Below are 26,482 nucleotides of genomic sequence, written 5' to 3'. Positions count from 1 at the left end.
CAGGCAGGTAAACCTGATCAACGAAAGTGATCATCTTACTGATCGAGTCGTTGATGATGGACAAACGTTCAGCGTTGAGCGCGGTGTCGCTGTTCGGGTCAATCGGCATCGGCACGCCGCCCACCACGAAGTTGGGGTGCGGGTTCTTGCCGCCGAAGATGGTGTGCAGCTGGACCACGTCGCGCTGCCATTCCAAGGCATCGAGATAGTGCGCCACCGCCATCAGGTTGGCTTCGGGCGGCAGTTTATAGCCTGGATGGCCCCAGTAGCCGTTGGCGAAGATGCCCAGCTGACCTTGATCGACGAAGGTCTTGAGCTTTTTCTTCACGTCCGAGAAATAGCCCGGCGACGATCTGGGATAGTTGCTGATGGCCGACGCCAAGTCCGACGTCGCCTTGGGATCGGCACTGAGCGCCGAGACCACGTCCACCCAATCCAGCGCGTGCAGGTGATAGAAGTGCATCACGTGATCGTGCACGTATTGCGCCGCGATCATCAGGTTGCGGATCAACTGCGCGTTGGCCGGGATCTTGTAGTTCAAGGCATTTTCAACGGCGCGCACCGAGGCGATGCCGTGCACCAAGGTGCACACCCCGCAGATGCGCTGGGCGAACGCCCAGGCGTCGCGGGGGTCGCGGCCGCGCAAGATGATTTCGATGCCGCGCACCATGGTGCCCGACGAGAACGCCTCGGCGATTTGACCGTCCTGCATCTGGGCTTCGATACGTAAGTGGCCTTCGATGCGGGTGATCGGGTCTACGACCAGTCTTTTGCTCATTTGTTAGTTCCCCTTACGCTTAAGCGTCGTCATCGAGATATTCGGCGACCAGTTCGGTTAGCCCCAAGACTTCTTGTTCCATGTTGAATTCTTCCAACACGTTGTCGAGGGTGTGGTGGCAGTACGCGCACATGGTGACAATGGCGTCGGGCTGAACCTTGTCGAGCTGGTTCTTTTTCAGCTTGAACGCCGCCGAGCGCAACGTCGCGGCGCGTTCGTTGGCGCCGACCCCGCCGCCGCCGCCGCAACACCAGTTCATGGTGCCCGCGTCGTCGGTTTCGACGAAGTTCTCCGTGACCATATTCATCAGACGGCGCGGCTCTTGATTGATGCCGCCGCGTCGGTTGATCTGACACGGATCGTGGAAGGTCAGCTTTTGCGTGTTCTTGCCCTTGGTCTTGAGCCTGCCGTCGGCGCGCAGCTTGTCCAGCAGTTCGATGATGTGAATGACCTCGAACTTATAGGGGCGGCCGATCAGGTTGGGACCTTCCCAACGCAACGCCTGATAGGCGTGGCCGCATTCGGGGCTGATCACGCCCTTGACGCCGAGCTTTTCCGCCGCGTCCACGACCCGCTGCACCAAGGTGCGCGCGACGTCGCGGTTGCCGAGCTGAATGCCGACGTTGGTGGCTTCGAACGCATCGTTGGAAATGGTCCAGGTGATGCCGGCCTTTTTGAAAATCTTCGACATCGCCCCTAAAACGTCGGGGAACTCGGCGATTTCCTGGGCCGACAAGATCACCATGTAGTCTACGCCGGGCTTGTCGAATTCGATTTCGATGCCGGTCTCAGAAATGGCGTTCTTGACCTGGGCGTGCAGGGCGGGGTGCAGCTCGCCCATCGGGCTGCCGAGGTCGTTGTGGCGTTCCGCCGCACCGATCAATTCCACCGGAGCATGACCCGCCGCCGACATGCCTTCGCGCATCTTGCGGATCATCATGGTGATGTCGTTGCCCACCGGGCACACCAAGGTGCAGCGTCCGCACATGGTGCAGCTGTCGTAAACCAGCGGCTCCCATGCCTTGAGGTCTTCGTCGGTGACCGGCTTGGTCAGGCCCAGCATGCCGCCGATGCGGCCCAGCAGGGTGAATTCCCGCGACCATACCCGGCGCATGAGGTCGAGCTTTCTGATCGGGGTGTATTGCGGGTCTTCGGTGGCGCGGTAAAAGATGCACGCTTCCGCGCACAGGCCGCAGCTGACGCAGCTGGTGAAGAAGCTGGCAACCGGGGCGTCGATTTGTTCGCGCAGCGCATTGAGGCCGCGATTGAGGGTCGCACTCATGATTCAGCTCCTTTCCGGCCTTGGATCGAGCCGTTGTAGTAGCGTGCGAACACGAAGCTCACGGCATGCATCAATTTGGTGAACGGGAAGGCGATCATCAGCGCCTCGACGCTGAGGAGGTGATACGCCAGCATCATCTGCGGGTCGCCGAACAACTTGTTCACCGCCACGTAACCGGTGATCAGCGGCAACGCGCTGAGCAGCAGCACCAGATAATCGTCGAACGTCGTCAAGGCCTTGCGCACCGGGTCGGTCATGCGCGAATAGGTCAGCGCGATCAGCGCCAACACCGCCAAGGCGGTGGCGCTTTCGATGATCACGCGGCCGGCGTTGGGCCACGAAATGCCGAACGCGTCTTCGAACAGCGCGATGTGCGGGGCGAAGAACAAGAACGCGACGAAAAAGGCCAGGTGGAAAATATAGCCACCGATATAGGTGATCGGTGCGAACTTCACCAAGCCTTCGCGCGGGAACGAGCGCGAGAAGATGGTCTTGATCCCTTGGCCGACCGGGCTGCCCTTGGCCGGGGCCATGTCGGTCTTGCGCCCTAAGGTGATGATTTCGACGATGCGCAAGATGATACCGCCGAGAAAGATCACGAGCGCGATGTCGAAGCCGGGGCCGCGCGCCCACATCAGAAGGTCAAATGCTGGATTGTTCATGATGATTTCTCCAGATCGTGGGCATTAACGGTTTCGTGCGCCTTGGCGGCTTTGGCCTTGCCGGCCTTGGCCAACAAGGCGCTGGCCACGCCGATGGCGGCACCGCCCGCGACCGCGGCCACGCCCATCTTGCGATAGTCGCCCGCAGGCACCGACAGCGGTTTGTAGAACCCGCCGCCGTCCCAGAAGTCCGGTTCCGTACAGCCGAGGCACGGATGGCCCGCTTCGATGGGGAAGCTGACGCCGTTGTTCCATTTCACCGTTGCGCAAGCGCTCTTGGTGGTCGGGCCTTTGCAGCCGAGCTTGTACAAGCACCAGCCCGCGCGCGCGCCTTCGTCGTCGAAGCCTTCGGCGAACTTGCCCTTGTCGTAGAACGGACGGCGATAGCAGCGATCGTGGATGCTTTCGCCGAAGAACGCCTTGGGCCGTCCCAATTCATCCAGTTCGGGAATGCCGAAGGTCAGGAAATGCGCCAACACGCCGGTCATGACCACCGGAATGGGCGGGCAGCCGGGTACGTTGATGATCGGCTTGTCCTTGATGACTTCCGACACCGCCACCGCCCCGGTGGGGTTGGGGTTGGCGTGGCCGATGCCGCCGTACGCCGCGCAGGTGCCGACCGACACGATCGCCGCCGCACCCGCCGCGGTTTCCTTGAGCATGTCCAGGTTGGAAATGCCCGCGATGCACGAGAAGGCGGGGTCCTTAATGGGGATCGAACCGTCGACGACCAAAACGTAGTTGCCGTAATTTTCCTTCATCGCCTGTTCGCGGGCCGCTTCCGCCGCATGGCCGGAGGCCGCTTGCAGGGTGTGGTGATAATCCAGCGAGATGGCGTTGAAAATCAGGTCTTCGATGGTCGGCGAATGCGAGCGGGTGATCGCTTCGGTGCACCCGGTGCACTCTTGAAACGACAGCCAGATCACAGACGGCCGCTTGGCGGTTTCCAGCGCATGGGCGACACGCGGCACCATGGCGGGTGAAAGCGCCATCAGCGAGGTCAGCGACGCGCAATACTTCATGAAGGCGCGGCGGCTGATGCCATGGGTTTTCATCAGTTCCGGTAACATTGGTTTATTCGCCATTTCAGGATACCCCTCTGGAATTACCGATTGTCGTCAGACTTGGTTTCGGGCGTGTCCAGGCGCTCGGACAAGGTCGCGAGACCTCGTTCGGCGTCTTCACGCTGCGTTTTGAGAATATCGGGCATAAAGGTGATTTCGATGAAGCGCGATTGTTGCTCGCCGTTATCATCGAAGTGGTCGACGCGCCACACGCCGGGGATCGAGGTCTCGCGCACATGGCTTTCGCCCATGATCGATAGCACAGCATGCACTTCACCGTCGCCGAGCACCTCGTTGAGGATACGGTCATCGCCGGGCGCGAACGGAATGGCGCCGAGGTCGATGACGCATTCCGTGCCGCTTTCGAGCAGTTTGGTCAGTGCGTGTTTGATTTCATGCAGGACCGGCGAGGCGTTACCCGTCGCCACAAACGACAGCACGTCGTCGATGGCGTCGCCGACGGACTCACCGCCCAAGGGCGATGCTTTGGTACTTGATGTGTTGCAATCCATGGGTGACGATCCCCTAAAACGAAACCCGTGACTCCCCCAATTGCTAAGTCTAGACCAAAGACAATTGTCTGGCAATTTATTCACAAAAAAATAACGTAAATTCTTAAGGGGAATCTAAATTAGATTATCGGTATGTTCTAATTTAAGTGATTTTCCAGGAAGCTAGCAGGCTTTGGATGGCGTCTGCAGCCTTGGGAACGGCAGATTTGACGGCGGGGGTTAAATTCTCTCCGACCGTGAGCACGGCGGGCTGGATTCCCACCAACGCACGGCATTCGGGAACCGCTTCACGCAGGCGTAAGCCGTCGAGGATGTCGTCGAGGCCGATATCGTGCGGGCTACGGCCGCGATGACGCAGGAAATAGTCCATGTCCTCGCCCTCGAAGACCTGCACCGCGCCGGGTTCGCGGTCGAGAAGAGCGGCGTCCACCACGATCATGGCGTCGGCGTCTTCCATGTCGATGAGCAATGTCAGGCCCATGGTGCCGCCGTCCATGAGTTTCAGGTGGGCGGTGCTGACAGGGGGATTTTCGCGCAGATGTTCGACCACATGCACGCCCACGCCTTCGTCGGTCAGCAAGATATTGCCGAGCCCGAGAATCAAAATCGTGTCTTCACTTGTCACCATGGCGGCGAGCATACATAGTTCTGGGTACGGAACCAATGAAAAGGACGTGACGGTTTTATGTGTTTGACGGTGCCTATGAAAATCGAAGCCATCGAAGGCCAACGCGCGCGCTGCACCGCCTTGGGCGAAGAGCGTTGGGCAGATCTGACGTTGATGGCCGACGCGCCGCCGAAGGTGGGCGAATACATCATCGTGCACATGAAATTCGCCCAGCGCGTGGTGGCGGAAGACGAGGCGTTGAAGTCTTACGAGTTGTTCGGCGAAATCCTCGACGCCCTCGACCAAGCGGGTTGACGCTTTGATGACGACGACCATGCATCAAGGTCCCAAACACATTATCGGTATCGTCGGGTGGAGCGGCAGCGGCAAGACCACCTTGCTGTCGGATTTGATTCCGGTTCTGACAGAGCGGGGCTACACGGTTTCGACCATGAAGCACACCCATCACGATTTCGACATGGACCGCCCGGGCAAGGACAGCTATCGCCATCGCGAAGCCGGTGCGAAAGAGGTCTTGCTGACCTCACGTAAACGCTGGGCGTTGCTGCACGAATTGCGCGACGAGCCGGAATATGAAATCGACGCCTTGATCGCGCAAATGGCTGCGGTGGACATCTTGTTGATCGAAGGCTTCAAGTCCCATAAGTATCCAAAAATCGAGGTCAATCGACCATCGCGCGGCAAAGACCTGTTGTGCCTGACGGACGACAGCGTGGTCGCGGTGGCGACGGACGATAGGTTCGATGGGGTGGGCGTGGTGCAGATCGACCTCAACGACGTCGAGGCGGTGGCGGATTATATCGTCAGCTATCTAAGGCTCGAAGCATAACGCCCCGCACCAGGGCCCGATGTTGAGGGTAGGGTGCGCGCATCGCGTCTTTGAGACGCCCATGTGAGCCGTTATCCGCAGCTCAGTGATATGTGCCTTCGTTCAGGCGCCCTTGGATCTCACGCATAACGCCGTGCCAGGAATTGTCACGGCAAACGCGAAGGGCATCTTCTACACCCAAATGAAGGACCAAGTTGTCCGCAAAGAGGGCGATTTCGTTGCCCGTGTCCTCACGGACTTTCAGGTCGTGCCTCATGGTGGCCTCCTTAAGTCCTTCGGCCGTTCTTGGCCGAGGTCCAGTATGGCCTGCAAAACCTTTCCATGAGTTTAAGAGATCTGAAAATTATCGTTTGGATTCAATGTGCGAATCGAGGCTTTGCGAATTGTTTACATCTTGAACGACAAGATGAGCGTTCCCCAGACGGTAAGAAGGAATCGAGCGATGACCTTAAAAACCGACGGCGACGATTTTTGGGACCGCGTCGAGCATGATATGCGGGTCACACAGCCGACCAGCTATTATCTACACGCCTTGATGATGCGCATCGGCATCGTGGCGGTGTTGTTCACCGCCGTGTATCTGGTTTTGGGCACCTTGTTGGAACCGGCGCGGGGGTATTTTCTGTCCAACATCGAGCTGAAAATTCATCCCATTTACTGGGCGCTCGCCGGGGTTCTGTTCATTCTCGGCGGTGCATTTCTGCGTTTCCGCGCCATGGGGCCGATCATCGAAAAGCTTAAAAATGAACCCTAGATGCAATAAAAACAAAATTATAATGTATATTAAAAATAAAGAACATAAAAATATGATTCAATAGTTGACTTAAACACAGCATACGTGTTTTATAAGCGCCATCGGGTTGGTTCGGCCCGGGGAGTGGTGTGGTGCACCATGCCCAAATCGACCCGCGGTGATTTGAGGGGGCAGCTTGCGACCGCGTGAACAAATCGAGGCTAAAGCGCCGCGGAACGGGGTTTCGCGGGTCCATTTTGACCAGAGGCGGGTACACCGATGCATACGATCAACCCACGTTCACACTTCCGAATGTCCATTTCACCTGAGTTTGCGCTGTGTAAGTGAGCGACGGCCGTTAAGGCCTTCGCGCACCTGATCTCAGCTTAAGACGATTTTTGCCGGGCCGTTTATGGCGGTCCGAAGAGGGGACACGTGTGTCCTCGGCTCAAAGGGATGAAATGATGACCGACCAACACCTCAATACCGATTTTGACGATTTCGCCAGCCAGGACTTGGCTTCCGAGAGCGATATCGGCGCGTTTCGCGCCGGCATCGCACACTACATCAACGGCGATTGGGCCGAAGACCGATGGAAGACCTTTCGCTTGCGTTTCGGCATTTACGAACAGCGTCAGGCGGGCGAACACATGATGCGCATCAAACAACCGGGCGGACGGGTCAGCCTGGACCAAGCGCGCACCATCGCACAAGCTAACGCGGCGTTCGGCGGCGGCGACATCCACATCACCACCCGCCAAGGGGTGCAGTTGTACTTCATCGCGCTGAAGAATTTGGCGCCTTTGATCGAAAGCCTCAATGTCGGCGGCGTCAGCACCCGCGAAGCGTCCGGCAATACCTTTCGCGCCATTGTCGCTTGCCCCCAGGCCGGGTTCTGCGGATCTGAACTGACCGACGCGGCCGAGGTGGCGGGGCGTTTGAGCCGATCTTGGCTGCGCCATCCCTTAACCCAGCACATGCCGCGCAAGCTCAAGACCACGGTGTCGGGTTGCGGTCACGATTGCGGTCTCAGCGCCATTGACGATCTGGGGTTCATCGCCACCCAGCGAGACGGCCAAAACGGTTTTCGCGTGGTGGCGGGCGGCGGCCTCGGCGCGCAGCCTTCCGTGGCGGTCGAACTGTTCGATTTCGTCACGGAAGATGCCTTGCCGATCGTTCAAGAAGCCGTGGCGCGGATTCATCAGGCGCATTCGTCGCGCGAGGATAAAAACCGCGCGCGGGTGAAATTCCTGGTCAAGCGGTTCGGCGCGGAGGAGTTCGTGCGCTTGGTGCACGAACAGTTCGACGCCATCCGCGATTGGCAACGGCGCGCATGGACGGGTGTGCGATGGCGCGATGGCGGCGATACATCGGGCGCGGACGTGCGCATCGAAGTGCCGCTCGGCTGGTTGACCTCGCAGCAGCTGGAAAAGCTTGCCGACCGTGCTGAAACCGCCGGTGCACGTGAGCTGCGCCTGGGGCGCGACCAAAACATCGTCGCTGTGGGGCTGCATCGCGAGCACGTCGCGGATTTCATTTCCGCCGTGCGCAACCTCGGCCTCGACGCCAGCGGTCGCGCGCATGCCTTGAGCGATTTGGTGTCGTGCCCCGGCACCTACACCTGCGCCATCGGCATCACCGACAGTCACGCATTGGCGGAAAGTTTGGTGGACGCGGGGCCGGAATTCGACGGTTTGGATGCGTTGCGGTTGCGCATATCCGGATGCCACAATTCCTGCGGTCACCACCACATCGCCGACATCGGCCTGCACGGCATTGCCAAGAAGATCGGCGGCAAGCCCGCGCCGCATTACCAGATTCATCTGGGTGGGCAGGCGGACCGTCACGGCGTGCTCGGCCCGATTATACCGGCGCGGCGTGCGAAAAAGGCCGTGCTGCTGTTGATGCAGGCGATCCAGGCCACCAAGAGGGCTGACGAAACCGTGCGCGGGTGGGCCGAACGGCTGGGGCAGGAGCAGATCAAAACCATCCTTGCCCCGGTGCTGAGTATCGCAGACGGCCAAGCGGCGGCGCTGCGTCTCGACGTCGCCAGCGACACCTTGTTCGTGCCGCCCGCAACCTCCACCGGCGAATGCGCGGCGGGGGCGATGGTTGCGGAACATTTGTCCGATCTCGCCCGGGTGGCGCGTCAAGACGTGGTCCGCGCCGTGGCTGCGCGTCAGCGTGACCAAGCCGTGGTCCACGTTCATGAGGCTTTGCGTCTGCCCGCGCAACGCTTGCTGACCATCGCGGGTATCGCCCCGGAGCAACCCACGGCGGATCTGATCGACGCCATCCGTCAACAATGGTCGCAAAATGCGACCCTGCAATCGGGGTTGAAGGATGTCGTCGCGGCCGAGCAGCAGGTCTTGGCGGGCGGTGAACCGGGAGACGCGTTGGCGGCGTTGCAGGCGTGGCAACGGGTTGCCGACGACGAGGTCGAACGGATTTTATCCGCGGTGCCGGGCTTCATTGCAGGTCCGGGATTTTTTGCGGGGGCGGCCCAATGAACACGGCACTCAAGAGCCATTTTCTGCGGCTGTGGCAAAAACGTGGGCTGGAAGGTTTGGCGTTGCTGCGCGCCGTGCTGGCACCCGATACCGGGTTGAAGGTCGCGGTGTCGTCGTCGTTCGGTGCGGAATCCGCGGTGCTGTTGGACTTGGTGGCGCAAGTCGATGCCGCCACCCCGGTGCTCACCGTCGACACCGGAAAACTATTCGACGAAACGGTGGCCTATCGCGAACGGCTGGTCGATCACTTTGGGCTTTCGGACGTGCGTGTCTTACAGCCGTCCGACACCCTGGTCGCCAGCGCCGACCCCGACGGTTTGCTGCACCAAGACGACCCCGATGCGTGCTGCCAGGTGCGCAAGGTCATGCCCCATGCGGCTGCGGCGGCGGACTTCGATGTGTTGATCACCGGGCGCAAGCGTTTTCATGGCGGCGCGCGCGGCGCGCTTGCGCCCGTGCACAAAGAAGGCCTGCACCTCAAGGTCAATCCGTTGGCGTCGTGGGGCGAAATCGACATTGAAACGGCGTTCGTCGATCGAGCGCTGCCCCGTCACCCTTTGGTTGCTGCGGACTACCGCTCCATCGGCTGCGCCGTGTGCACCTTTAAGACCGGCGATGGCGACGGCGTGCGCGCCGGACGCTGGGCGGGAAAAGACAAAACCGAATGTGGTCTGCATATGACCGCGCACGAACCTCGACACTTGAACACACAGGAGACCGGCCAATGAGCCACGATGAACTGACCAAAAACCGCGCCCGTGAGGCGGAAGCCCGCAACATCTACATCGTCGACCACCGCGTCGACCGCCAAGATCATTGGCAGCGCACCGGACACAAGGGCGGCGTGCTGTGGCTGACCGGGCTGTCCGGTTCGGGCAAAAGCACCCTGGCTTTGGGGTTAGAGCAGGCGCTGCACCAGTTGGGCTATCAAGGCTATGTGCTGGATGGCGACAACGTGCGCGCGGGCCTCAACAGCGATTTGGGCTTTTCGCCGCAAGATCGCAGCGAAAACATTCGTCGCATCGCCGAGGTCGCGGCCTTGTTTGCCCAATCGGGTACCTTGGCGATCACGGCTTTCATCTCGCCTTACCAACAAGATCGCGATCTGGCGCGTGAAATCGTCGGCGAGGGGTTTCACGAGGTGTTCGTCGATGCATCCTTGGACGTGTGCGAGGCGCGCGACCCCAAGGGGTTGTACAAACGCGCACGGGCTGGGGAAATCCCCGAATTCACGGGCATCAGTGCGCCCTACGAAGCCCCCGATACGCCGGAGCTGGTGGTCAACACCTCAAACTTGGGCATCGAGCCATCGGTGCACCGCGTTCTCGATCATGTGGAAACGCATTTCGCGCTCAACCGCAGCCGGTTGCGGGTGGCGTGAAAACTAAGATCAAGTCGAGGACGTTTGCGCATCCAGGGTGGCCTGAACGGTCGAAAGGATCTCGTTGACCTGAAACGGCTTGGCGATATAGGCCTTGAAACCCAGTTCCAGGGCGCGTTCGACGTCGTTTTTCATGGCGTTGGCGGACACCGCGATAACCGGTGTTTTGTCGATGGATGGGGTTCTTTGAATGACCTTCAAAGCCTCCATCCCGTCCATGCCCGGTAGGTTGATGTCCATCAAGATCAGCGCGGGGCGCTCGCGTTCAGCGATTTCCAGACCGAGTTCCGCCGTGTGGGCCGAAATCATGCGCACGTTATCCAGCTTTTCGAAAATAATTTCCATCAATTCCAGATTGGATGGATTGTCTTCGATATAAAGCACGGTGCTCCGCCCCACATTCGCTGCGTCCGCAGGCAGGGGCGGCGTTTCATCGTTTGTATCTAGATCGTTCATATACGGCAGGTCCTCGGCAATGGGGAAATCGACCCAGAAGTCTGAGCCTACCCCTTCGCGGCTGGTGAAATCAATGCGTCCGCCCATCATTTCGGTCAGCGTTTTGGTGATGGTGAGGCCAATACCCGTGCCTTCGATGGTGCTGTTTTCAGCACCGAGGCGGTTGAACGGCGCGAACAGGCCCTCTTGCAGGTCGGGCGCAACACCCATGCCGGTATCGGAGATGGTGAAGCGCATGTATCCATTATTTAGGCGGTTACAGGTGAATGTGACTTCGCCGCCATTGCGGTTGTATTTGACGGCGTTGCTGAGCAAGTTCAACAGCACCTGGCTGAAGCGGTTGTGATCGACCATGATCGTGCATGTCTTGTCACACTTCGAGCAGTCATCACTGCTGTCCTTGATCAATCTGACATTGTGCTTTTTGGCCATGGTTTCGATCAATGCCAACGCATTGGAGACGATGTGATGGGGGTGAACGCGTTCGATGGAAATTGGCAGTTTGTTGGCTTCGATCTTGGCCAAGTCCAAGATATCGTCGATGAGGCCGAGCAGGTGCGTGCCGCCCCGCGAAATTTGATGAACCATTTCCAGTTGGCGTTCCGTCAACTGGGGTTTGCGATCGAGTTCCAGCAATTGGCTGAAGCCGAGGATGGCGTTGAGCGGCGTGCGCAGTTCATGGCTCATGGACGACAGAAATTCGGATTTGGCCTTGTTGGCGGTCTCGGCGACGTTTTGTGCTGTGAGTGTTTCTTTCAAACGCACACGCATGGTATCGAAAGCTGCGGCCAGTTCTTGAAATTCGTCCGGACCGGTGATGGTGGTGGTATGCGTCAGGTCGTTGGCATCATGGATTTGGCCGACGGCCAGGGTCAGCGCCGATAGGGGGGAGGAAAAAATTCTAAGCGTGATGACGATGGCGAGGGTGGTGGTGAGTGCAAGGAGAATGCCGCTGAACAGCAACGCGAGATGTATGTTGCTAAGTGACGCGAAGGTGACGGCTTTGGGTTGGCCAACCAACAGCTCGAACCCCTCCAACCCGATGACGGGGATACGCACCACGAACCAATCTTTGTGACGGTCTGTGCTGTTGGCGAAAATCACTTCGCCGCCGAGGACGAATTCAGGGGCCGTCGACGTGATCACGCGTCCTTTGTAAAGGACGGCGTTGGCCTCGTTCGCGCGGTCTAGGCGGAAGATCTCGAACATTGTCGCTTGGGGAAATTCGACGACCACCATGCCTTCCGCCAAGCCATTGTACAACACCGGCACCGCCAACACCATTTTCGTGCGGGTGATTTCGAGTACCCGCTCGCCGTTCATCACCCGGTCAAGCCAGGGCTGATGGGTGAAGCCATTGACGGATTGCGTCGTGCTGGCCAGTCTTCGTCCTTTGTAATCGGTAAGGGTGATGTAGGTTTCGCCGCCGACGGGCATGCGCAATGAGGCGAAAAATGCCGTGAGATGCGTACGCGACGACGTGTCGATTATGGCGTTGACGAGGATTTCGTTGGCGGCGATCGCGGTTGCGGCATCTTGGATGATGTCGAGGCGATTTCGCAGCGCCAAGCTGCTTTGCGTGGCAAGACGTTTGAGGTTCGCGTCGGCATCGGCTTCGAGTTGTGAGCGGGCAACCTTTTCGACGATCAGGCCGATCCCAACCAAGACCACCAACGCCAGCGGCAGCAGCTGGTACAACAGCCGCCGTGCAGTTTTTGACCCGAGTAGGGGTGTGGCATGGGGGTGGCTCGTCGTCACCGTTGTCGTCTCACCTTCTCACGGGAACGATTGCGCCGCTTTTTAAAAAACGCGCAAGCGTAAAATCGGTCAAGATCAGGGCGTCGTGATGGTTGTTCGTGAAGGGGGGATCGTAAACCTTAACGAGGCCTTCGTAACGCCCTAAATTTTCCAACGCCAAACGCAGTTTGTCCGGATCGACCGATCCCGCCTGAGTGGCGGCGCGTGCCAGCATATGGGTTAGATCGTATGCATGGGCGGTGCCGACCGGGGAGAGGATCTCTTGCGCTTTGCGCTGCGTGTCGGGAAAAAGATCGTAGTAACGGGCGAGAAACGCATCCGCTCGTTCTGGTCGGGTTGGGCGCAGGAATGAGTAGGTCTGCAAGAAGGTCAAGTCGACAGCTTCAATATCGTCGCCGAGCGTCTCAACAAATCTTCCCCCGGTGATACCCCAGTGGGAAACCACCGGTAATCGTTGTTGGGATTTCATTCGGGCGACGGCGTTCACGGCGACGGCGCCTTCGCGGGCGTTAGCGACCAGAATGATGGCTTGCGCCCCGCTCGTGCGCAGCGCCTCGACTTGTGGCTTGAGGCCTTTCACCCCCCAGCCGAACCATTGTGTGTCTGCAATATCCAGATCGATTTCGGCAGCCACTGTTCTCATCGCCGTTTCGTTGGACCGCCCCCATCCGGTGTTTTCCAGCAATAACCCAACGGATTTGAAACCGCGCCTTTGAGCTTCCAGCGCGAGGAAACGGCCGGCGTATTCATCGCGGACAGAAACGCGAAAAACCGGATTGGGTGTGAAACCGTTATCAACGATTTGCGTGCCGGCAGCCCATGGTACGAGATAGATCAGATTGTGGCGCTGCACGTTCGGCAATTCGGCCATGGAAACGGGAGTGTGCAGTCCGCCCATCACGGCGATCACATCGTCTTCGGCGCCAAAGGCGTCGATGTTGTCGATGCCGCGCGCCGGGTTTCCACGATGGTCGCGGATCTTCAGGCGCAAAGGCTTGCCGAGTATGCCGCCGGCAGCGTTGATTTCGTCGATGGCGACAACCATGCCGCGGCGGATGGCTTCGCCGGACTCCGCCGACGCCGAGGACATGTCGGCGTTTAAGCCGATGACGAAGGCCTCTTCGGTCGCTTCTTCGGATCGTGCAGATTGAGGCGTTGCCACGACGAGTATCCCAATCGTGAACCAGACCGCGATCGTAGCAATAAAACTCAATTTTGCAGGTCGTGCGACCACTTCAAATCCCTAAATCCAATCCACGAAACGATGTTAGATAACTATCTGAAAACTAACGACAGGCAATCCACATGGGTCTTTGCGATATGGTGATGTCCGTGGTGATAGTAAAGAACTTTCCAGTGAGCGACAGCGGGGGCTTGCCATATTGTTTGTGATCGTAAAGCCAGCCTAAATACGATCTAGTATAGGGTGTTTAATCGTTTCTGAGCACCCTCTTGCAGAGCTTTGATGGTCCTGAAGTGCACATGAAATTTCGAGCATTGCGCTTACAGCCGTGCGGGCATCGGTGAAAGTCATCACTTCATAACCGAACGGCAAGGTTGAATAGCTGAAAACAACAAAGGGCCCCGCCGGTACGGCGGGGCCCTTGATGTGTCATCGCAACAAGACGGTTGCGATGTTCGATCGATCCTGTCTTAGCAGGAGTAGTACATCTGCCATTCGACCGGGTGCGGGGTGTGTTCGAAGTTGTACACGTCTTCCCACTTCAGATCGAGATAGCCGTCGATCATGTCGTCGTCCATCACGCCGCCCTTTTTGAGGAACTCGCGGTCGGCGTCGAGAGCTTCGAGCGCTTCGCGCAGGCTGCCGCAAACGGTCGGAACTTCGGCCAACTCTGCCGGCGGCAGGTCGTAGAGGTTCTTGTCCATGGCGTCGCCGGGGTGGATTTTGTTCTGGATGCCGTCGAGGCCGGCCATCATCATCGCGGTGAAGGCCAGGTACGGGTTGGCGGTCGGGTCCGGGAAGCGGACTTCGACGCGCTTGCCCTTCGGCGAAGCGACATACGGGATGCGGCAAGAAGCGGAACGGTTGCGTGCCGAGTAGGCCAACAGAACCGGAGCTTCAAAACCCGGGATCAGACGCTTGTAGGAGTTGGTCGACGGGTTGGTGAAGGCGTTCAGCGCCTTGGCGTGGTGGATGATGCCGCCGATGTAGTAGAGCGCTTCTTCGGACAGGTCGGCGTAGCCGTTGCCTGCGAAGTTCGGCTTGCCGTCTTTCCAGATCGACATGTGGGTGTGCATGCCCGAACCGTTGTCGCCAGCCACCGGCTTCGGCATGAAGGTCGCCGTCTTGCCGTAGGTGTGCGCGGTCATATGGGTGCAGTATTTGTTGATCTGGATGTTGTCGGCGGAACGAACCAAGGTGGAGAAGGTCATGCCAAGTTCGTGCTGGGACGGCGCCACTTCGTGGTGGTGCTTGTCCATGACCAGGCCCATTTCCTTCATCACGGTGACCATTTCGGCGCGCAGATCGTGGCCGCTGTCAACGGGGGGAACCGGGAAGTAGCCGCCCTTGACGTGCGGACGGTGACCGAGGTTGCTTTCTTCCATGATCTTGCCGGTGACGTAGGGACCTTCGTCACTGTCGAATTCGTAGGAGCAACGGTTCATGGACACGTCGAAGCGCACGTCGTCGAAGACGAAGAATTCGAGTTCCGGACCGAAGTAGGCGGTGTCGCCGATGCCGGTGGACTTCAGGTATTCTTCGGCGCGCTTGGCGACCGAACGCGGATCGCGGTTGTAGCCTTGGCCGGTGGACGGCTCGCGCACGTCGCAGAACAGGATCATCTGCGGCTGAGCGGAGAACGGATCCATCACGGCGGTGGTCGCATCGGGGATCAGCGACATGTCGGATTCGTTGATGGCTTTCCAGCCTTCGATGGACGAACCGTCGAACATGATGCCGTCTTCGAACGCATCGGCGTCGACGAAGTCGGAGCACATGGTGAGGTGCTGCCATTTACCCTTGGGGTCGGTGAAACGCAGATCGACGAAATCGATGTTTTCGTCTTTCAGGTATTTGATGACGTCATCAGCGGTCTTGCAATCCAAAGACATAATATTCTTCCTCAGTGGATAGTGGGTTTTAAGGGGAATTCGACCGGTTGGGTATCCCTGCATTATGATTGCGGTCGAAATTCAGATGGGCCCGTTTAAATGGCTTCCGATCCTGTTTCGCCAGTGCGAACCCGGATCGCCTCTTCAACAGGCAGAATAAAGATTTTGCCATCGCCAATTCGGCCGGTGTGCGCGGCTTGCTGGATGGCTTCTACCGCACGCTCGACGAGGCTGTCGTCCAACACCACCTCAAGTTTGACCTTGGGCAGGAAATCAACGACGTACTCTGCACCGCGGTACAGCTCGGTATGTCCTTTCTGACGGCCAAACCCCTTCGCTTCGAGGACCGTGATGCCTTGCAGGCCCACTTCGTGAAGAGCGTCCTTCACTTCGTCCAGTTTGAAGGGTTTGATGATGGCTTCGATTTTTTTCATCGCGCTTTGGTCTCCGCTTGGCCTTGTCGCCGGTAGGGCCACTGGGTTGGGCTTTATCCGGCCACTCTGTCACGACGCGCGGAAAATTCCTAGTCCGGCGTCGCGTTTAATTAGCATGGCCCGTGCCAACTGGCTCTGTTGAAAAAAAAATACTTTAATAACAAACAAATACGGATGTTTCGTGGTTCTTTGAGTGATCTGGGAGCGCCCAATTCCTGCTTAAAAATTGTGCACATGATGCATTATTGCTCATCTGTATCGGGCCGCGACATCACTCTATAGTCTGACGTTTTTCCCGTTTGGATGAGCGACGCATATTTTGTTCCAAACTTAGTCTTGCGCACAATGGGTTATTCTAGTCTTCTGTAAAAAACTTGGTCACCATTTCCGGTGGTGAGGGTTCGGAGCCACCTTGCCGGGAGGAAATGGTGAGGCCGCGCGAGCTTGGGGACGCAATGACGAGCAAAGCGAAAATCGCGACAGCGGTGCCGACACGGATGGCTTTGTGGGCTTTGCTTGCGATTTTGACCATTGGGGCGATCTGGGCCTATCAGGATTATCGCAGCCTGACCCGTGAGCTCGATTTGTTCCAAAAAACTCATATCGAAGAACAAAAGGCGTTTTTGAAGTTGGTCGTGTCCGACATGACCAAGTACGTGCGCGCGGAACGCGATGCGTATGAGGAGGCTGCCGCACGTGAGCTGGAAGAGCGGGTCAGCGAAGCGGTGTCCATCGTTGGCAATGTATATCGCCGTCCCGACCTGACGACTGAGCGCGATGTGTTGGAAACTGCAGTGCGCGAGACTCTGCGCGCCATTCGCTATGATGGCGGTCGAGGGTATTATTTCATCCTAGACCTTAATGGTGTCTCTCAGTTGGCCACAGACCGCCCGCAGAACGAAGGGCGTAATATGCTGCGCGATGGACCGCAGGAGGTGCGTGACCTGGTGACCCGGGTGTTGCAACTGGCCAAAAGCAAGAAAGGCGGAGGCTTTATCAGTCACGATTGGAGCAAGCCCGGCAGCCGCGGGACGTTACATCGCAAGCTGACCTACGTGAAGCTGTTCGAGCCGCTCGGCTGGGTGATCGGCAGCGGTATTTACCTTGACGAAGCGTTGACAAAAACCAAGACAAAGGTGTTGGAGCGGGTGCAGACGTCCACCGCCGGGGTCGGTAATTATCTGTTCGCCGGCCAATGGGACGGCCTGTCTCTGGTCGGTCCGGCCAAAGGCCAGAACATGTATGACGTTACCGATGTGAACGGCGTCAAAATCGTTCAACAACTCATCCAAGCCGCCCAAAACGGGGGCGGATATGTGACCTACCACATTCCCGGTTTTACAGGCGGTGGACCGCGTCCAAAGCTCAGTTATGTCGAAGGCGTTGAAGGCTTCGACTGGTATATCGGCGCGGGCGTAATGTTGGACGACACCAAGGCGCAAATCCGTCACCGCATGAACACCTTCAATCAGCGGCTGATGGAAAACGTATTGCGCTCCGTTTTGGTGCTGGTGGTGATGATCGCCATCTACTTCGTGTTGGCGAGGCGGATATCGGCATCGCTGGAATCCAATTTTGCGGCCTTCCTGTCCTTTTTCGAGCACGCCGCCAAAACCAACGTCACCATCGACCCCGAGCAGATGGGGTATGCGGAATTGGAAGACATCGCCCGTTCGGCAAACACCATGGTTCGCGCCCAAAAAGAGATCGAAAACTTAGCGTTGGATCGCAGTGCTGAGTTGGAGATCAAGAACCAGCAGCTTGAACATGAAATCCAAGAGCGCCGAAAAGCCGAGGCGACTTTGTCGGACCAGCGCTTGCGTTTGGAGGAATTGGTGAAGGAACGCACCAAGGATTATCTGCGCGCCAAAGAACAGGCCGACGGCGCAAACCAAGCGAAATCAGACTTTCTTGCCAACATGAGCCACGAATTGCGCACGCCGTTGAACGCCATCATCGGATTTTCCGACAGCATTAAACACGAGATTCTCGGTCCCCTGGGTAACGAAAAATACGCTGAATACATCGCCAACATCCATATGTCGGGCGCGCACCTGTTAGAATTGATCAACGATATTCTCGATTTGTCGGCAATCGAAGCGGGCAAGATGGTCTTGAACGAAGAGCAGGTTGATCTGGCCGAGGTCGCCGATGCGGCGGTGTTGCAGCTTACCCCGCGCGCCGAAAAAGGCGAGGTGCAGATAGTTCTCGACGCGCCCGCCGGTTTGGCGCCCCTCTATGGCGATAAACGTCGAATCATGCAGGTGTTTTTGAATTTGCTTTCCAACGCGGTCAAATTCACCCCCAAAGGCGGCAAGGTGACCCTACGTTTGGAACAGATCGGGCAAACTCTACATGTGCACATTACCGATACCGGCAGCGGCATGGACGAAGAGGGAATCGTCTCGGCCATGGAACCGTTCGGGCGCACCAACAGCCACATTGCGGGTACGGTGGAAGGCACCGGATTGGGCTTGCCGTTGACCGATGAACTGGTCAAAGCCCACGACGGCGAGATGAAGATCACCAGTCAATTGGGGGTTGGAACCACAGTAAGCCTTCGCTTTGGTCCAGATCGTGTCGGCGAACAAAAAGGGGTGCTTGACGGAGGCATTCGATCCGTCTAGATAAGGGCGGCTTTCGGGGCACCGCCCCGGACATTATGGTGGCTGTAGCTCAGTTGGTTAGAGCGCCGCGTTGTGGTCGCGGAGGTCGTGGGTTCGAATCCCATCAGCCACCCCATTTTGCGTAGTGAGCGGAGCGCCGTCCAGGCCCGCTATCTTTGACCTACCGGCTTCGCTGCACCTCTTTGTGGCGTGTATAGAGACCTCCCCCCGGCCGGATTGAGCGACTTCGATTGTGACCTTGTTGGGCCACAATGCGTTCGATCCGTCTGCGAATTTGATTTTGTAACGTGATTTCTGGCTATCGGGCCGCGCCCGGTTGCGCCATACTGCGAAATATTAGAGATCGCTCATTTAGGGCGGCGTTAAAAAATTGAAATCCAACAGGGAAGGATTGCAAGCGTGTCGAAAAAACATCCGATCATCGCCGTGACCGGGTCTTCCGGGGCCGGCACCAGCACAGTCAAAGATGCTTTCGAGCATATGTTTCGCCGTGAAGGCCTGAATCCCGCCGTGATCGAGGGTGACAGCTTTCACCGTTACGACCGTGCCGCGATGAAGGCCAAGGTCGCCGAGTCCGAAGCGGCCGGCGATATGAATTTCAGCCATTTCGGCCCCGAAGCCAACGAATTCGAAAAGTTGGCGGAACTGTTCAAGACCTACGGCGAAACGGGCACCGGCAAGCGCCGCCTGTATTTGCACTCCGAAGAAGAAGCCGCTGCTTACGAAGGTTTGCAGCCCGGTCAGTTCACCCCGTGGGAAGATATCCCCGCAGGCACCGACCTGATGTTCTACGAAGGTCTGCACGGCAGCGTGAAGAACGGTACCGTCGATATGCCCAGCCATGTCGATTTGAAAATCGGCGTGGTGCCGGTGATCAACTTGGAATGGATTCAAAAGATCCACCGTGACACGTCGCAGCGCGGCTATTCGTCCGAGGCGGTGATGGACACCATCATGCGCCGCATGCACGACTACGTGCACTACATCGTGCCGCAGTTCCAATATTCCGACATCAACTTCCAGCGCGTGCCGGTGGTCGATACCTCCGACCCGATCATTGCGCGCGACATCCCGACGCCTGACGAAAGCGTCGTGGTGATTCGCTTCCGCAAACCGGAAAACATCCCTTCGGGTGTGGATTTTCCGTACTTGCTGCAGATGATTCCGCACTCGTTCATGTCGCGTCGCAACACCATCGTGGTGCCGGGCGGTAAAATGGGCTTCGCCATGGAGCTGATTTTGACCCCGATCTTGCGGGCCATGATGTCTGAGCGCGGCTAACGTCCGACGCAACCAACATTAAAAAGCCGCCGGGGGTGCGATCCCGGCGGCTTTTTTTGCGCTCTTTCGGAGGAAACAAACCATGGAGAGCGCAGGGGAACCCGGAAACCTAAGCTTAAGGCTGGTCCCAAAACGGGCGCGCCGCTTCGCGCAAGGCTTCGGTGCGTTTCAGTCCGATGTCGCGCAATTGTCGATCGTTAAGACTTCTTAAGCTGCGGCGTTGCATATGCAGCGCATAGGCGCGCTTGCACCATTCAGCAAACAAAATGAGAGTGCGGACCACGCGGTCTTGAAACGGCACAGAGTGGGTAAGTCCGTCGACATGTGCAGGTGCATGGGCATGCACATCGTTGCAGCAGGCGTGAAGAGCATTGTGTGTCATGGTCGCATCTCCCAGTTCATCGGGTTGTCACTTTGAGTTCCTATGAGACGATGTTGCCGGAGGACTTGCTATTAGTAAAACGAATGTTCATAATCATCCCTATTATGAATGCTAATGAAGTTCGCGGCCTTACCCGAAATATCGACGTTGCCTTGTTGCGCGCGTTTGTCGCCGTTGCGGAAAGCGGCTCGATGACGGCGGCTGCAAAACGTCTCAACGTGACGCAGGGCGCGGTCAGTCAGCAAATCAAGCGGCTGGAAGACTTGCTACAAAAGAAACTGTTTGAACGTTCCGGCCAAGGTTTGGTCGCGACCCGGGATGGTGAGCGGTTGTTTTTGCACGCCGGGCGCCTGATCGCCTTGAACGACGAAGTGTTTTCCTTGATCACCGCACCGGAATTCAGCGGTGTGGTGCGTCTCGGTATCCCTTACGACATCGTGTCGCCGTTCGCCGCGCCGATTTTGAAAAGTTTCAGCCAGGCCTATCCCAAAGTCAGCGTGGAGTTGGATTTGGCGGCTTCGCGTGATTTGAAAGTTGCGCTGGGCAAAGGCGAACTCGATCTCATCCTCACCACAGAAACCCACACCCCGAAGGGGGCGGAGGCTTTGTTGCGCAACGATTTGGTGTGGATCGGTGCACCCAACGGCAACGCGTATACGCAAAGTCCGATGCCGGTGGTGTTGTGCAATGAAAACTGTATGTTCCGCCCCGCGATGCTCAGCGCGCTGGAGGCCATAAACCGCGATTGGCGCCTCACCAGTGCGATGCGTTCCATGGATGCGACCTTTGCAATGGTGCAGGCGGATTTGGCGGTTACGGCGATCTTGGAATCGACCGTTCCGGGATTCGTCGCGGTTTTGGGGGAAGCGGACGGGTTGCCGACCCTGCCGGTGTTTTATATCAACCTGTATACGTCCGTGAGTGGTTTGAACGAAGTCGCCGCCGAACTGGCCCAGCACATCCGCGAGCACTTCAGGAACTGGCGTCGACCGCAAAACCTGATGTCTGCATGATTTAGCAAAGTCAACAGACTGTCAGTTTTTCTTAAACCAATTCCACAGATAGAAGACGGCCCATATGGGCAACACAAGCATGGCACCCATGAGTATGTAGGGGCCGATGTTTTGACCGAATTCCCACAGCCAATTGAAAATCGCCTTACCGGTTTCGCCTGCCCACGCGTAAACGCTTTCCGGCGAGACATTGAACATCGCCAGCAGCAAACCGATGACCAAGCACCAGATCAGCAATTTTACGACGGGAATGCGTGGGGCGTTGCGGGGCGTGACGGCCATGGTTCTGTCCGGTGGCGGTGGTCAATTGTGACTGAAAACGGCGGGACGAAACATCAACCGCCCAGGGCCTTTTCGATCTTCTTGTCAGTTTTGTACTGGCTCAACGCATAGACGGACCAGATTGCGGCGGGGATCCAGCCGATCAGGGTCAATTGCAGAATCAAGCAAATGATGCCGGCAAATGGACGGCCAATGGTGAAAAACTGAAGCCAGGGTAAGAGAATGGCAAGCAGGAGACGCATGATGACTAGTCCTCGTAATGACACCCGTAAAAAAATATAGCTGAAAATAATGTGCAGGTGTCTCTGGTCGATTTTACACAAGATTCCGTGAATTGCACCTCGTTTGCAAGACTTTTGAGCAACAATACATCTGGTTATCAACTGATAACAACTTATGGGTGAGCGGTCGGCAATGTCACTAAGTTGTTACATTTAAAGGTTTGGTGCGATGCAAAATAAGAAAAACGTAATGAAGGTGTAGTATCAAAAATACTCCATTAAGATTAGAGATTCAAAATGTAAAATGCGCCTCGTAATTATGTAGAAGCCATTGATATACTGTGCTTTTTTTGCTTTCGCACACCTGTTTTCGTGTGTTATTGATTTGGGACGAAACATAACGAGTGGGAGGACGCATTGTGCGCAAATCAATGACCTATGTTCTCGCTGCGGGTGCGCTGTTTGGCCTCATGGGGCTGTCCGGTGCGCAGGCTAGCGAAGCGGATGCCAGCATGCTGGCCAATACCTGTAACGGTTGTCACGGCCCCGATGGCGTCAGCCAGGGCCCCGCGGCGCCGACCATTGCAGGCATGAACAAGTTTTACCTTTCCGAATCCATGAAGGCCTATCGTGACGGCACCAACCGTCCGTCGACCATCATGGCTCGTATCGCGAAAGGTTACACCGACGCCGAAATCGATAAAATCGCCGGACACTTTTCATCCATGCCGTTTGGCCGCGTCGCCGACCAAAAGACGGATGGCGCGATGGCCGACAAAGGCAAGGCTTTGATCAAGGATCTGTGTGAAAGCTGTCATGAAAAGGACGGCTATGCCGCCGAAGATTATCCCATTCTTGCCGGGCAAATGCTGCCGTACTTGCGCAACAATCTGATGGATTTCGAATCCGGCATGCGCAGCATCGACAACAATCCGAACATGTCGGACAAGGAAAAGCGTAAGAAAAAACGCACCCTCGCCGAACTTAAAGAAAAGCATGGTGCTGACGGCGTTGAAGCCGTGCTTCAGTTCTATGCCAGCCGCAAGTAAGGGAGGGAATGGAAAATGAGCAATATGAATCGTCGTAATTTTCTGAAAACGACTGGCGGCGTCGCGCTTGCGACGGGTGTCACCCTTGCGGCGCCAAGCCTCGCCAACGCGGCAGCGGCCGGTAAAGTCGTCGTTGTCGGCGGCGGTGTCGCCGGCGCCACCACGGCGCGCTATCTGAAGCTCGGCAACCCCGACATCGACGTCACCGTCATCGAGCCGAAAGCCAGCTATCACACCTGCTTCATGTCCAACGAAGTGTTGGGCGGCGAGCGCACCTTGAGCCAGATCGAACAGTCCTTCGACGGTCTGGTCGCCATGGGCATCAAGGTGGTCAAGGATTCCGTCAGCGGCATCGACGCTGCCAAGAAAACCGTGACCACGGCAGGCGGCTCCACGTTCGGTTACGACCACTGCGTGGTTGCGCCGGGCATCGACTTCAAAGTTGATGGTTTCGCCAGCGTCGGCGATTTCGACAAAATCACCCACGCGTGGAAAGCCGGTCCTCAGACCGCGCTGTTGCGCAAGCAACTGGAAGCCATGCCGGACGGTGGTAAGGTCTGTATCGTCGCCCCGCCCAACCCGTTCCGCTGCCCGCCTGGGCCGTATGAGCGCGCCAGCTTGATCGCGGGTTACCTGAAACATCACAAACCGAAGTCCAAAGTCGTGATCATCGACCGTAAGGACAAGTTCTCCAAGCAAGGCCTGTTTACGCAGGCTTGGAAAGACCTGTACGGTTTCGGCACCGACAACTCCCTGATCGAGTGGCGTTCCGCCGCATCGACGGGCGGTTTGGATGCGATCAGCGCTGCGGACATGACCGTTGAGACGCTGTCGGGCGGTAAAGAAAAGTTCGATGTGATCAACTACATCCCGCCGCAAAAAGCGGGCATGATCGCCTCGGCCGCTGGTCTGACCAACGACAAGGGCTGGTGCGACGTCGACAAGACGACGTTCGAATCCAAAGTGCACAAGGGTATCCACGTGCTCGGCGACGCCTCCGTGGCGACTTCCATGCCGAAATCGGGCTACTCGGCCAACTCGCAAGGTAAAGTCTGCGCCGCGGCCATCATCAGCATGTTGGCGGGCAAAGCGGTTGGTACGCCGTCCTACGTCAACACCTGCTACTCCATCGCCGGTACGGATTACGGCTTCTCGGTCGCGGCGGTTTACCGCTACGACGCCGAAAAGGACGTCATCGCCGGTGTGAAGGGTGCGGGCGGTCTGACCCCGGCCGACGCCAGCGCGGAAATGCGCCGTCGCGAGGTCGAATTCGCCTACAGCTGGTACAACAACATCTGTAAAGACACCTGGGGCTAATCCTCGGCGTCTTGACGACCACACGAAAAGGTCCCCGTTCCCGCTTGGGGCGGGGACCTTTGAGTGTTCAATAGGCAATAATCTGTATCAAATAAGCCGCATAAAAATGCGGGCGGTGCGGGGAGCGCGATAACGTGAAGGCAATCTTGAACTGGCTGAAAAAGCCCATCATGCTGTGGGCCGGGGTGCTTGGCGGTGTCGTGGCGACGGCGATATTCCTGGTCGTTTTCACCAAAGGCGTGGCGATGACCAACACCATGGAATTCTGCGTATCGTGCCATTCCATGACGCACCCGTACGAAGAATACAAAAAGAGCTTTCACTTCCAAAACACCGTGGGCATCCAGGCTGGTTGCCCCGATTGTCACGTGCCCCAAGAATATCCCGACAAGTTGATTGCCAAGGTTTTGGCCTACAAAGACGTGTTGCATGAAATCTTGGGCACCATCGACAGCAAGGAGCAGTTCGAAGAGCAGCGCCTAGCCATGGCCAAGCGGGTATGGGCCAAGATGGAGGCGCGTGGTTCTCAGGAATGCCGCAACTGTCATGATTTCGATAACATGCTGATGGACGAGCAGGGGCGTCGCGCGCGGCGCAAGCACCAAGAAGCGCAAAAGGACGGCGGTCATTGCATCCAATGCCACAAGGGCGTGGTGCACGAATTGCCCAAGGGCGCGGATTTCTGATCCCGCCCCATCCACTCGCACTCCTAGACCGTTACGATAAGAGGCAAGATCATGCGCAAGGCCCCGTTGAAGTCCAATATAATCTCCCGTTCGCTGGTTTTTGGCGCCGCGTTGTTGTCGCTGACGGCATGGCAGGCCCAAAATACCCAAGCCGCCGAGACCCCTGAAGTGTCGCAAGCGGATCAGGAGTTGGTCGCGTCGGTGGCGGCAGGCGGTCGAATGTATGACGACTGGATGCGCGAACTGGCGCTGAAAAAGCCCAAAGAGGCACACCCGCTCTATCCCGCCGAGGGCGCACTTGCGAAGACCCCGTGGCAGACCTGGCGCTGTGTCAGTTGTCACGGTTGGGACTATCTCGGCGACAAGGGGGCTTTCGCGAGCGGCGACAACTACACCGGCTTTAAGGGCGTGTCGGGAATGATCGGCAAAACCCCCGACGACGTCATGGCGGTGTTGCGCGACGACAAGCATGGCTATGGGGATATTTTCGACGACCAGGCCATGCGTGACATTGCCAATTTCATCATCAAGGGCTTGGTGCCGATGGACCGGGTGATCGACCGGGCCACGGGTCGGGCGATGACCGACCCGGTCAATGCGTCGGCGCATTTTTCGACCATTTGCGTCAACTGCCACGGTTTCGACGGGCGGTTGATGGACACCATTCCGCCGTTGGGCGACGCAGCGCGTCTGGACCCTTGGCAAGCGCTGCACAAGATGCTCAACGGCCACCCGGGCGACGACATGCCCGCACTGCGCGCCTTCGATGTGCGCACCACGCTGTCGACTTTAGCGTTCGTGCAAGGTCTGCCGCCGCGCGATCCGCTGTTTTCCATCGCCCGGGGTGGCAAGCTCTATGACGACTGGGCAGCGGAAATCGACACCAAGTATCCCGGCGACGCCCATCCGGCGTTTCCCAAGGGCGAAAAGGTGGAGACTGGCTCAAGCACGTGGCGCTGCGTCGAATGCCATGGATGGGATTACAAAGGCGCGCACGGCGTGCGTGGTATCCGCAACATGGTCGGGGCGCATCCCGGCGCGATCATCAAGGTCCTGCAAGACGAAACTCACGCCTTGGACCACAAACTGCACTACGCCGACCTCTACGACCTCGCCAGCTTCGTCAGCCAGGGACAGGTCGACATGAACGAATACATCGACGCCCGATCTCTAGAGGCGCGCGGCGAGGCGGGCAACAGCACCCAGTACTATCTGACCCTCTGTGCGACGTGTCACGGTGACGAAGGCAAGGCCATCCGCACCATGCCGCCGTTGGGCCGGGTGGCGACGGAACGGCCATGGCAGGCATTGCACAAGGTTCTGCACGGTCACCCCGGCGACCAGATGCCGGCCTGGCAGGCGGCCATGTCGCCGTCGATCATCAAGGACGTGTTGGCCAAGCTGCAAACGCTGCCAAAGCGCAAGTAGGGCCGACAAAGCCGGAAATTTGGGATTTTCAAGGGTCCGAGGGCGATGTTTTCGCCCTCGGACCTACCCGCTTTTTCACCCATATCGCGTCTAA

Annotated in this window: 27 protein-coding genes, 1 tRNA gene and 1 riboswitch; of the genes, 14 read left to right on the top strand and 14 right to left on the bottom strand. The window is 57.8% G+C overall.

The annotated features are described in order from the left end of the window. From VIN96_RS04715 to VIN96_RS04690, 6 genes are all read right to left on the bottom strand, one after another. Nucleotides 1-778: nickel-dependent hydrogenase large subunit (locus VIN96_RS04715; protein WP_331894286.1), on the bottom strand; the 778-nt coding region annotated here is incomplete at its 3' end. Between the two features lie 19 nt (nt 779-797). Beyond that, nucleotides 798-2,060 (bottom strand): (Fe-S)-binding protein, encoded by a 1,263-nt coding sequence (locus VIN96_RS04710; protein ID WP_331894285.1) that lies wholly within the window; start codon nt 2,058-2,060, stop codon nt 798-800. Next, nucleotides 2,057-2,722: a hypothetical protein gene (locus VIN96_RS04705; RefSeq protein ID WP_331894284.1), complete on the bottom strand. Its 666-nt coding sequence runs from the start codon at nt 2,720-2,722 to the stop codon at nt 2,057-2,059. Before VIN96_RS04705 ends, VIN96_RS04710 begins: the two co-directional genes overlap by 4 nt. Further along, nucleotides 2,719-3,807 (bottom strand): hydrogenase small subunit, encoded by a 1,089-nt coding sequence (locus VIN96_RS04700; RefSeq protein ID WP_331894283.1) that lies wholly within the window; start codon nt 3,805-3,807, stop codon nt 2,719-2,721. Before VIN96_RS04700 ends, VIN96_RS04705 begins: the two co-directional genes overlap by 4 nt. Nucleotides 3,808-3,827: 20 nt before the next feature. Further along, on the bottom strand, nt 3,828-4,298 hold the full coding sequence (locus tag VIN96_RS04695) for a hydrogenase expression/formation C-terminal domain-containing protein (RefSeq protein WP_331894282.1): 471 nt from the start codon (nt 4,296-4,298) through the stop codon (nt 3,828-3,830). 142 nt (nt 4,299-4,440) lie between these two features. Next, nucleotides 4,441-4,926 carry a hydrogenase maturation protease gene (locus tag VIN96_RS04690; protein WP_331894281.1) on the bottom strand — a complete coding sequence of 162 codons (486 nt, stop codon included), beginning with the start codon at nt 4,924-4,926 and terminating at the stop codon, nt 4,441-4,443. A gap of 57 nt (nt 4,927-4,983) precedes the next feature. On the opposite strand from VIN96_RS04690, the gene VIN96_RS04685 reads away from it, so the two are divergent. Together VIN96_RS04685 and mobB are read left to right on the top strand one after the other, a co-directional pair. After that, a complete protein-coding gene (locus VIN96_RS04685; protein WP_331894280.1) occupies nt 4,984-5,220 on the top strand; it encodes a HypC/HybG/HupF family hydrogenase formation chaperone in 237 nt (78 codons plus the stop codon). A 7-nt stretch (nt 5,221-5,227) separates the two neighbouring features. Further along, the gene (gene mobB / locus VIN96_RS04680) at nt 5,228-5,755 is read left to right on the top strand and encodes a molybdopterin-guanine dinucleotide biosynthesis protein B (protein WP_331894279.1); all 528 of its coding nucleotides are present in this window, start codon (nt 5,228-5,230) and stop codon (nt 5,753-5,755) included. Nucleotides 5,756-5,837: 82 nt separating this feature from the next. Here mobB and VIN96_RS04675 read toward each other — a convergent pair whose 3' ends face one another. Next, nucleotides 5,838-6,011, bottom strand: a complete 174-nt coding sequence (locus tag VIN96_RS04675; RefSeq protein ID WP_331894278.1) for a hypothetical protein — start codon at nt 6,009-6,011, stop codon at nt 5,838-5,840. Nucleotides 6,012-6,197: 186 nt separating this feature from the next. Here VIN96_RS04675 and VIN96_RS04670 point away from each other — a divergent pair, with 186 nt between their 5' ends. The 4 genes from VIN96_RS04670 to cysC all read left to right on the top strand — a co-directional run bounded on the left by VIN96_RS04670 (nt 6,198) and on the right by cysC (nt 10,379). Beyond that, complete coding sequence (locus VIN96_RS04670; protein ID WP_331894277.1) at nt 6,198-6,509, top strand: hypothetical protein; 312 nt, start codon at nt 6,198-6,200, stop codon at nt 6,507-6,509. 144 nt (nt 6,510-6,653) lie between these two features. Then, nucleotides 6,654-6,733: riboswitch (SAM riboswitch) on the top strand. Between the two features lie 219 nt (nt 6,734-6,952). Continuing rightward, a complete protein-coding gene (locus VIN96_RS04665; RefSeq protein WP_331894276.1) occupies nt 6,953-8,998 on the top strand; it encodes a nitrite/sulfite reductase in 2,046 nt (681 codons plus the stop codon). Further along, a complete protein-coding gene (locus VIN96_RS04660) occupies nt 8,995-9,726 on the top strand; it encodes a phosphoadenylyl-sulfate reductase (protein ID WP_331894275.1) in 732 nt (243 codons plus the stop codon). Before VIN96_RS04665 ends, VIN96_RS04660 begins: the two co-directional genes overlap by 4 nt. Next, the gene (cysC, locus tag VIN96_RS04655) at nt 9,723-10,379 is read left to right on the top strand and encodes an adenylyl-sulfate kinase (protein WP_414675593.1); all 657 of its coding nucleotides are present in this window, start codon (nt 9,723-9,725) and stop codon (nt 10,377-10,379) included. Before VIN96_RS04660 ends, cysC begins: the two co-directional genes overlap by 4 nt. Before the next feature lie 9 nt (nt 10,380-10,388). Here the strand turns inward: cysC and VIN96_RS04650 are convergent, their stop codons facing one another. The 4 genes from VIN96_RS04650 to VIN96_RS04635 form a co-directional block, all read right to left on the bottom strand. Beyond that, the gene (locus VIN96_RS04650) at nt 10,389-12,593 is read right to left on the bottom strand and encodes an ATP-binding protein (protein WP_331894274.1); all 2,205 of its coding nucleotides are present in this window, start codon (nt 12,591-12,593) and stop codon (nt 10,389-10,391) included. Nucleotides 12,594-12,603: 10 nt separating this feature from the next. Continuing rightward, nucleotides 12,604-13,827: an ABC transporter substrate-binding protein gene (locus tag VIN96_RS04645; RefSeq protein ID WP_331894273.1), complete on the bottom strand. Its 1,224-nt coding sequence runs from the start codon at nt 13,825-13,827 to the stop codon at nt 12,604-12,606. Nucleotides 13,828-14,246: 419 nt separating this feature from the next. Continuing rightward, nucleotides 14,247-15,668, bottom strand: coding sequence for a type I glutamate--ammonia ligase (gene glnA, locus VIN96_RS04640; RefSeq protein ID WP_331894272.1), 1,422 nt, complete (start codon nt 15,666-15,668; stop codon nt 14,247-14,249). Between the two features lie 95 nt (nt 15,669-15,763). After that, the gene (locus VIN96_RS04635) at nt 15,764-16,102 is read right to left on the bottom strand and encodes a P-II family nitrogen regulator (protein WP_331894271.1); all 339 of its coding nucleotides are present in this window, start codon (nt 16,100-16,102) and stop codon (nt 15,764-15,766) included. A 455-nt stretch (nt 16,103-16,557) separates the two neighbouring features. On the opposite strand from VIN96_RS04635, the gene VIN96_RS04630 reads away from it, so the two are divergent. The 3 genes from VIN96_RS04630 to VIN96_RS04620 all read left to right on the top strand — a co-directional run bounded on the left by VIN96_RS04630 (nt 16,558) and on the right by VIN96_RS04620 (nt 20,010). Next, nucleotides 16,558-18,729 carry a cache domain-containing protein gene (locus VIN96_RS04630; protein ID WP_331894270.1) on the top strand — a complete coding sequence of 724 codons (2,172 nt, stop codon included), beginning with the start codon at nt 16,558-16,560 and terminating at the stop codon, nt 18,727-18,729. Between the two features lie 38 nt (nt 18,730-18,767). Continuing rightward, a tRNA-His gene (locus VIN96_RS04625) sits at nt 18,768-18,844 on the top strand. A 284-nt stretch (nt 18,845-19,128) separates the two neighbouring features. After that, complete coding sequence (locus VIN96_RS04620; RefSeq protein ID WP_331894269.1) at nt 19,129-20,010, top strand: phosphoribulokinase; 882 nt, start codon at nt 19,129-19,131, stop codon at nt 20,008-20,010. A gap of 115 nt (nt 20,011-20,125) precedes the next feature. Here the strand turns inward: VIN96_RS04620 and VIN96_RS04615 are convergent, their stop codons facing one another. Continuing rightward, nucleotides 20,126-20,392 carry a DUF1127 domain-containing protein gene (locus VIN96_RS04615; protein ID WP_331894268.1) on the bottom strand — a complete coding sequence of 89 codons (267 nt, stop codon included), beginning with the start codon at nt 20,390-20,392 and terminating at the stop codon, nt 20,126-20,128. A 104-nt stretch (nt 20,393-20,496) separates the two neighbouring features. Between VIN96_RS04615 and VIN96_RS04610 the strand changes: the two genes are divergently transcribed. Further along, nucleotides 20,497-21,405, top strand: coding sequence for a LysR family transcriptional regulator (locus VIN96_RS04610; protein WP_331894267.1), 909 nt, complete (start codon nt 20,497-20,499; stop codon nt 21,403-21,405). 21 nt (nt 21,406-21,426) lie between these two features. On the opposite strand, the gene VIN96_RS04605 is transcribed toward VIN96_RS04610, so the two are convergent. Then, nucleotides 21,427-21,687 carry a DUF6460 domain-containing protein gene (locus tag VIN96_RS04605; protein WP_331894266.1) on the bottom strand — a complete coding sequence of 87 codons (261 nt, stop codon included), beginning with the start codon at nt 21,685-21,687 and terminating at the stop codon, nt 21,427-21,429. A 53-nt stretch (nt 21,688-21,740) separates the two neighbouring features. Continuing rightward, the gene (locus tag VIN96_RS04600; protein ID WP_331894265.1) at nt 21,741-21,929 is read right to left on the bottom strand and encodes a YqaE/Pmp3 family membrane protein; all 189 of its coding nucleotides are present in this window, start codon (nt 21,927-21,929) and stop codon (nt 21,741-21,743) included. 398 nt (nt 21,930-22,327) lie between these two features. Between VIN96_RS04600 and VIN96_RS04595 the strand changes: the two genes are divergently transcribed. From VIN96_RS04595 to VIN96_RS04580, 4 genes are all read left to right on the top strand, one after another. Then, entirely contained in the window at nt 22,328-22,957 is a 630-nt protein-coding gene (locus VIN96_RS04595) for a c-type cytochrome (protein ID WP_331894264.1), read from the top strand. Nucleotides 22,958-22,972: 15 nt separating this feature from the next. Beyond that, nucleotides 22,973-24,274, top strand: coding sequence for an FCSD flavin-binding domain-containing protein (locus VIN96_RS04590; RefSeq protein WP_331894263.1), 1,302 nt, complete (start codon nt 22,973-22,975; stop codon nt 24,272-24,274). A 134-nt stretch (nt 24,275-24,408) separates the two neighbouring features. Continuing rightward, a complete protein-coding gene (locus VIN96_RS04585; protein ID WP_331894262.1) occupies nt 24,409-24,960 on the top strand; it encodes a NapC/NirT family cytochrome c in 552 nt (183 codons plus the stop codon). Nucleotides 24,961-25,011: 51 nt separating this feature from the next. Beyond that, nucleotides 25,012-26,388 carry a c-type cytochrome gene (locus VIN96_RS04580; protein WP_331894261.1) on the top strand — a complete coding sequence of 459 codons (1,377 nt, stop codon included), beginning with the start codon at nt 25,012-25,014 and terminating at the stop codon, nt 26,386-26,388. Nucleotides 26,389-26,482: the final 94 nt, after the last annotated feature.

Source organism: Magnetovibrio sp., assembly GCF_036568125.1.
Taxonomy (GTDB): Bacteria; Pseudomonadota; Alphaproteobacteria; order Rhodospirillales; family Magnetovibrionaceae; genus Magnetovibrio.
This window is presented reverse-complemented; position numbering and strand designations above follow the sequence as displayed.

Bases quoted from the DNA above. Each gene is read 5' to 3' on its own strand.
- VIN96_RS04710 (WP_331894285.1), bottom strand. From the start codon at position 2,060: ATGAGTGCGACCCTCAATCGCGGCCTCAATGCGCTGCGCGAACAAATC.
- VIN96_RS04685 (WP_331894280.1), top strand. From the start codon at position 4,984: ATGTGTTTGACGGTGCCTATGAAAATCGAAGCCATCGAAGGCCAACGC.
- VIN96_RS04590 (WP_331894263.1), top strand. From the start codon at position 22,973: ATGAGCAATATGAATCGTCGTAATTTTCTGAAAACGACTGGCGGCGTC.
- VIN96_RS04615 (WP_331894268.1), bottom strand. From the start codon at position 20,392: ATGACACACAATGCTCTTCACGCCTGCTGCAACGATGTGCATGCCCAT.
- VIN96_RS04690 (WP_331894281.1), bottom strand. From the start codon at position 4,926: ATGGTGACAAGTGAAGACACGATTTTGATTCTCGGGCTCGGCAATATC.
- VIN96_RS04695 (WP_331894282.1), bottom strand. From the start codon at position 4,298: ATGGATTGCAACACATCAAGTACCAAAGCATCGCCCTTGGGCGGTGAG.
- VIN96_RS04605 (WP_331894266.1), bottom strand. From the start codon at position 21,687: ATGGCCGTCACGCCCCGCAACGCCCCACGCATTCCCGTCGTAAAATTG.
- VIN96_RS04580 (WP_331894261.1), top strand. From the start codon at position 25,012: ATGCGCAAGGCCCCGTTGAAGTCCAATATAATCTCCCGTTCGCTGGTT.
- VIN96_RS04675 (WP_331894278.1), bottom strand. From the start codon at position 6,011: ATGAGGCACGACCTGAAAGTCCGTGAGGACACGGGCAACGAAATCGCC.
- VIN96_RS04635 (WP_331894271.1), bottom strand. From the start codon at position 16,102: ATGAAAAAAATCGAAGCCATCATCAAACCCTTCAAACTGGACGAAGTG.
- VIN96_RS04665 (WP_331894276.1), top strand. From the start codon at position 6,953: ATGACCGACCAACACCTCAATACCGATTTTGACGATTTCGCCAGCCAG.
- VIN96_RS04705 (WP_331894284.1), bottom strand. From the start codon at position 2,722: ATGAACAATCCAGCATTTGACCTTCTGATGTGGGCGCGCGGCCCCGGC.
- cysC (WP_414675593.1), top strand. From the start codon at position 9,723: ATGAGCCACGATGAACTGACCAAAAACCGCGCCCGTGAGGCGGAAGCC.
- mobB (WP_331894279.1), top strand. From the start codon at position 5,228: ATGACGACGACCATGCATCAAGGTCCCAAACACATTATCGGTATCGTC.
- VIN96_RS04630 (WP_331894270.1), top strand. From the start codon at position 16,558: ATGACGAGCAAAGCGAAAATCGCGACAGCGGTGCCGACACGGATGGCT.
- VIN96_RS04600 (WP_331894265.1), bottom strand. From the start codon at position 21,929: ATGCGTCTCCTGCTTGCCATTCTCTTACCCTGGCTTCAGTTTTTCACC.
- glnA (WP_331894272.1), bottom strand. From the start codon at position 15,668: ATGTCTTTGGATTGCAAGACCGCTGATGACGTCATCAAATACCTGAAA.
- VIN96_RS04610 (WP_331894267.1), top strand. From the start codon at position 20,497: ATGAATGCTAATGAAGTTCGCGGCCTTACCCGAAATATCGACGTTGCC.
- VIN96_RS04700 (WP_331894283.1), bottom strand. From the start codon at position 3,807: ATGGCGAATAAACCAATGTTACCGGAACTGATGAAAACCCATGGCATC.
- VIN96_RS04660 (WP_331894275.1), top strand. From the start codon at position 8,995: ATGAACACGGCACTCAAGAGCCATTTTCTGCGGCTGTGGCAAAAACGT.
- VIN96_RS04670 (WP_331894277.1), top strand. From the start codon at position 6,198: ATGACCTTAAAAACCGACGGCGACGATTTTTGGGACCGCGTCGAGCAT.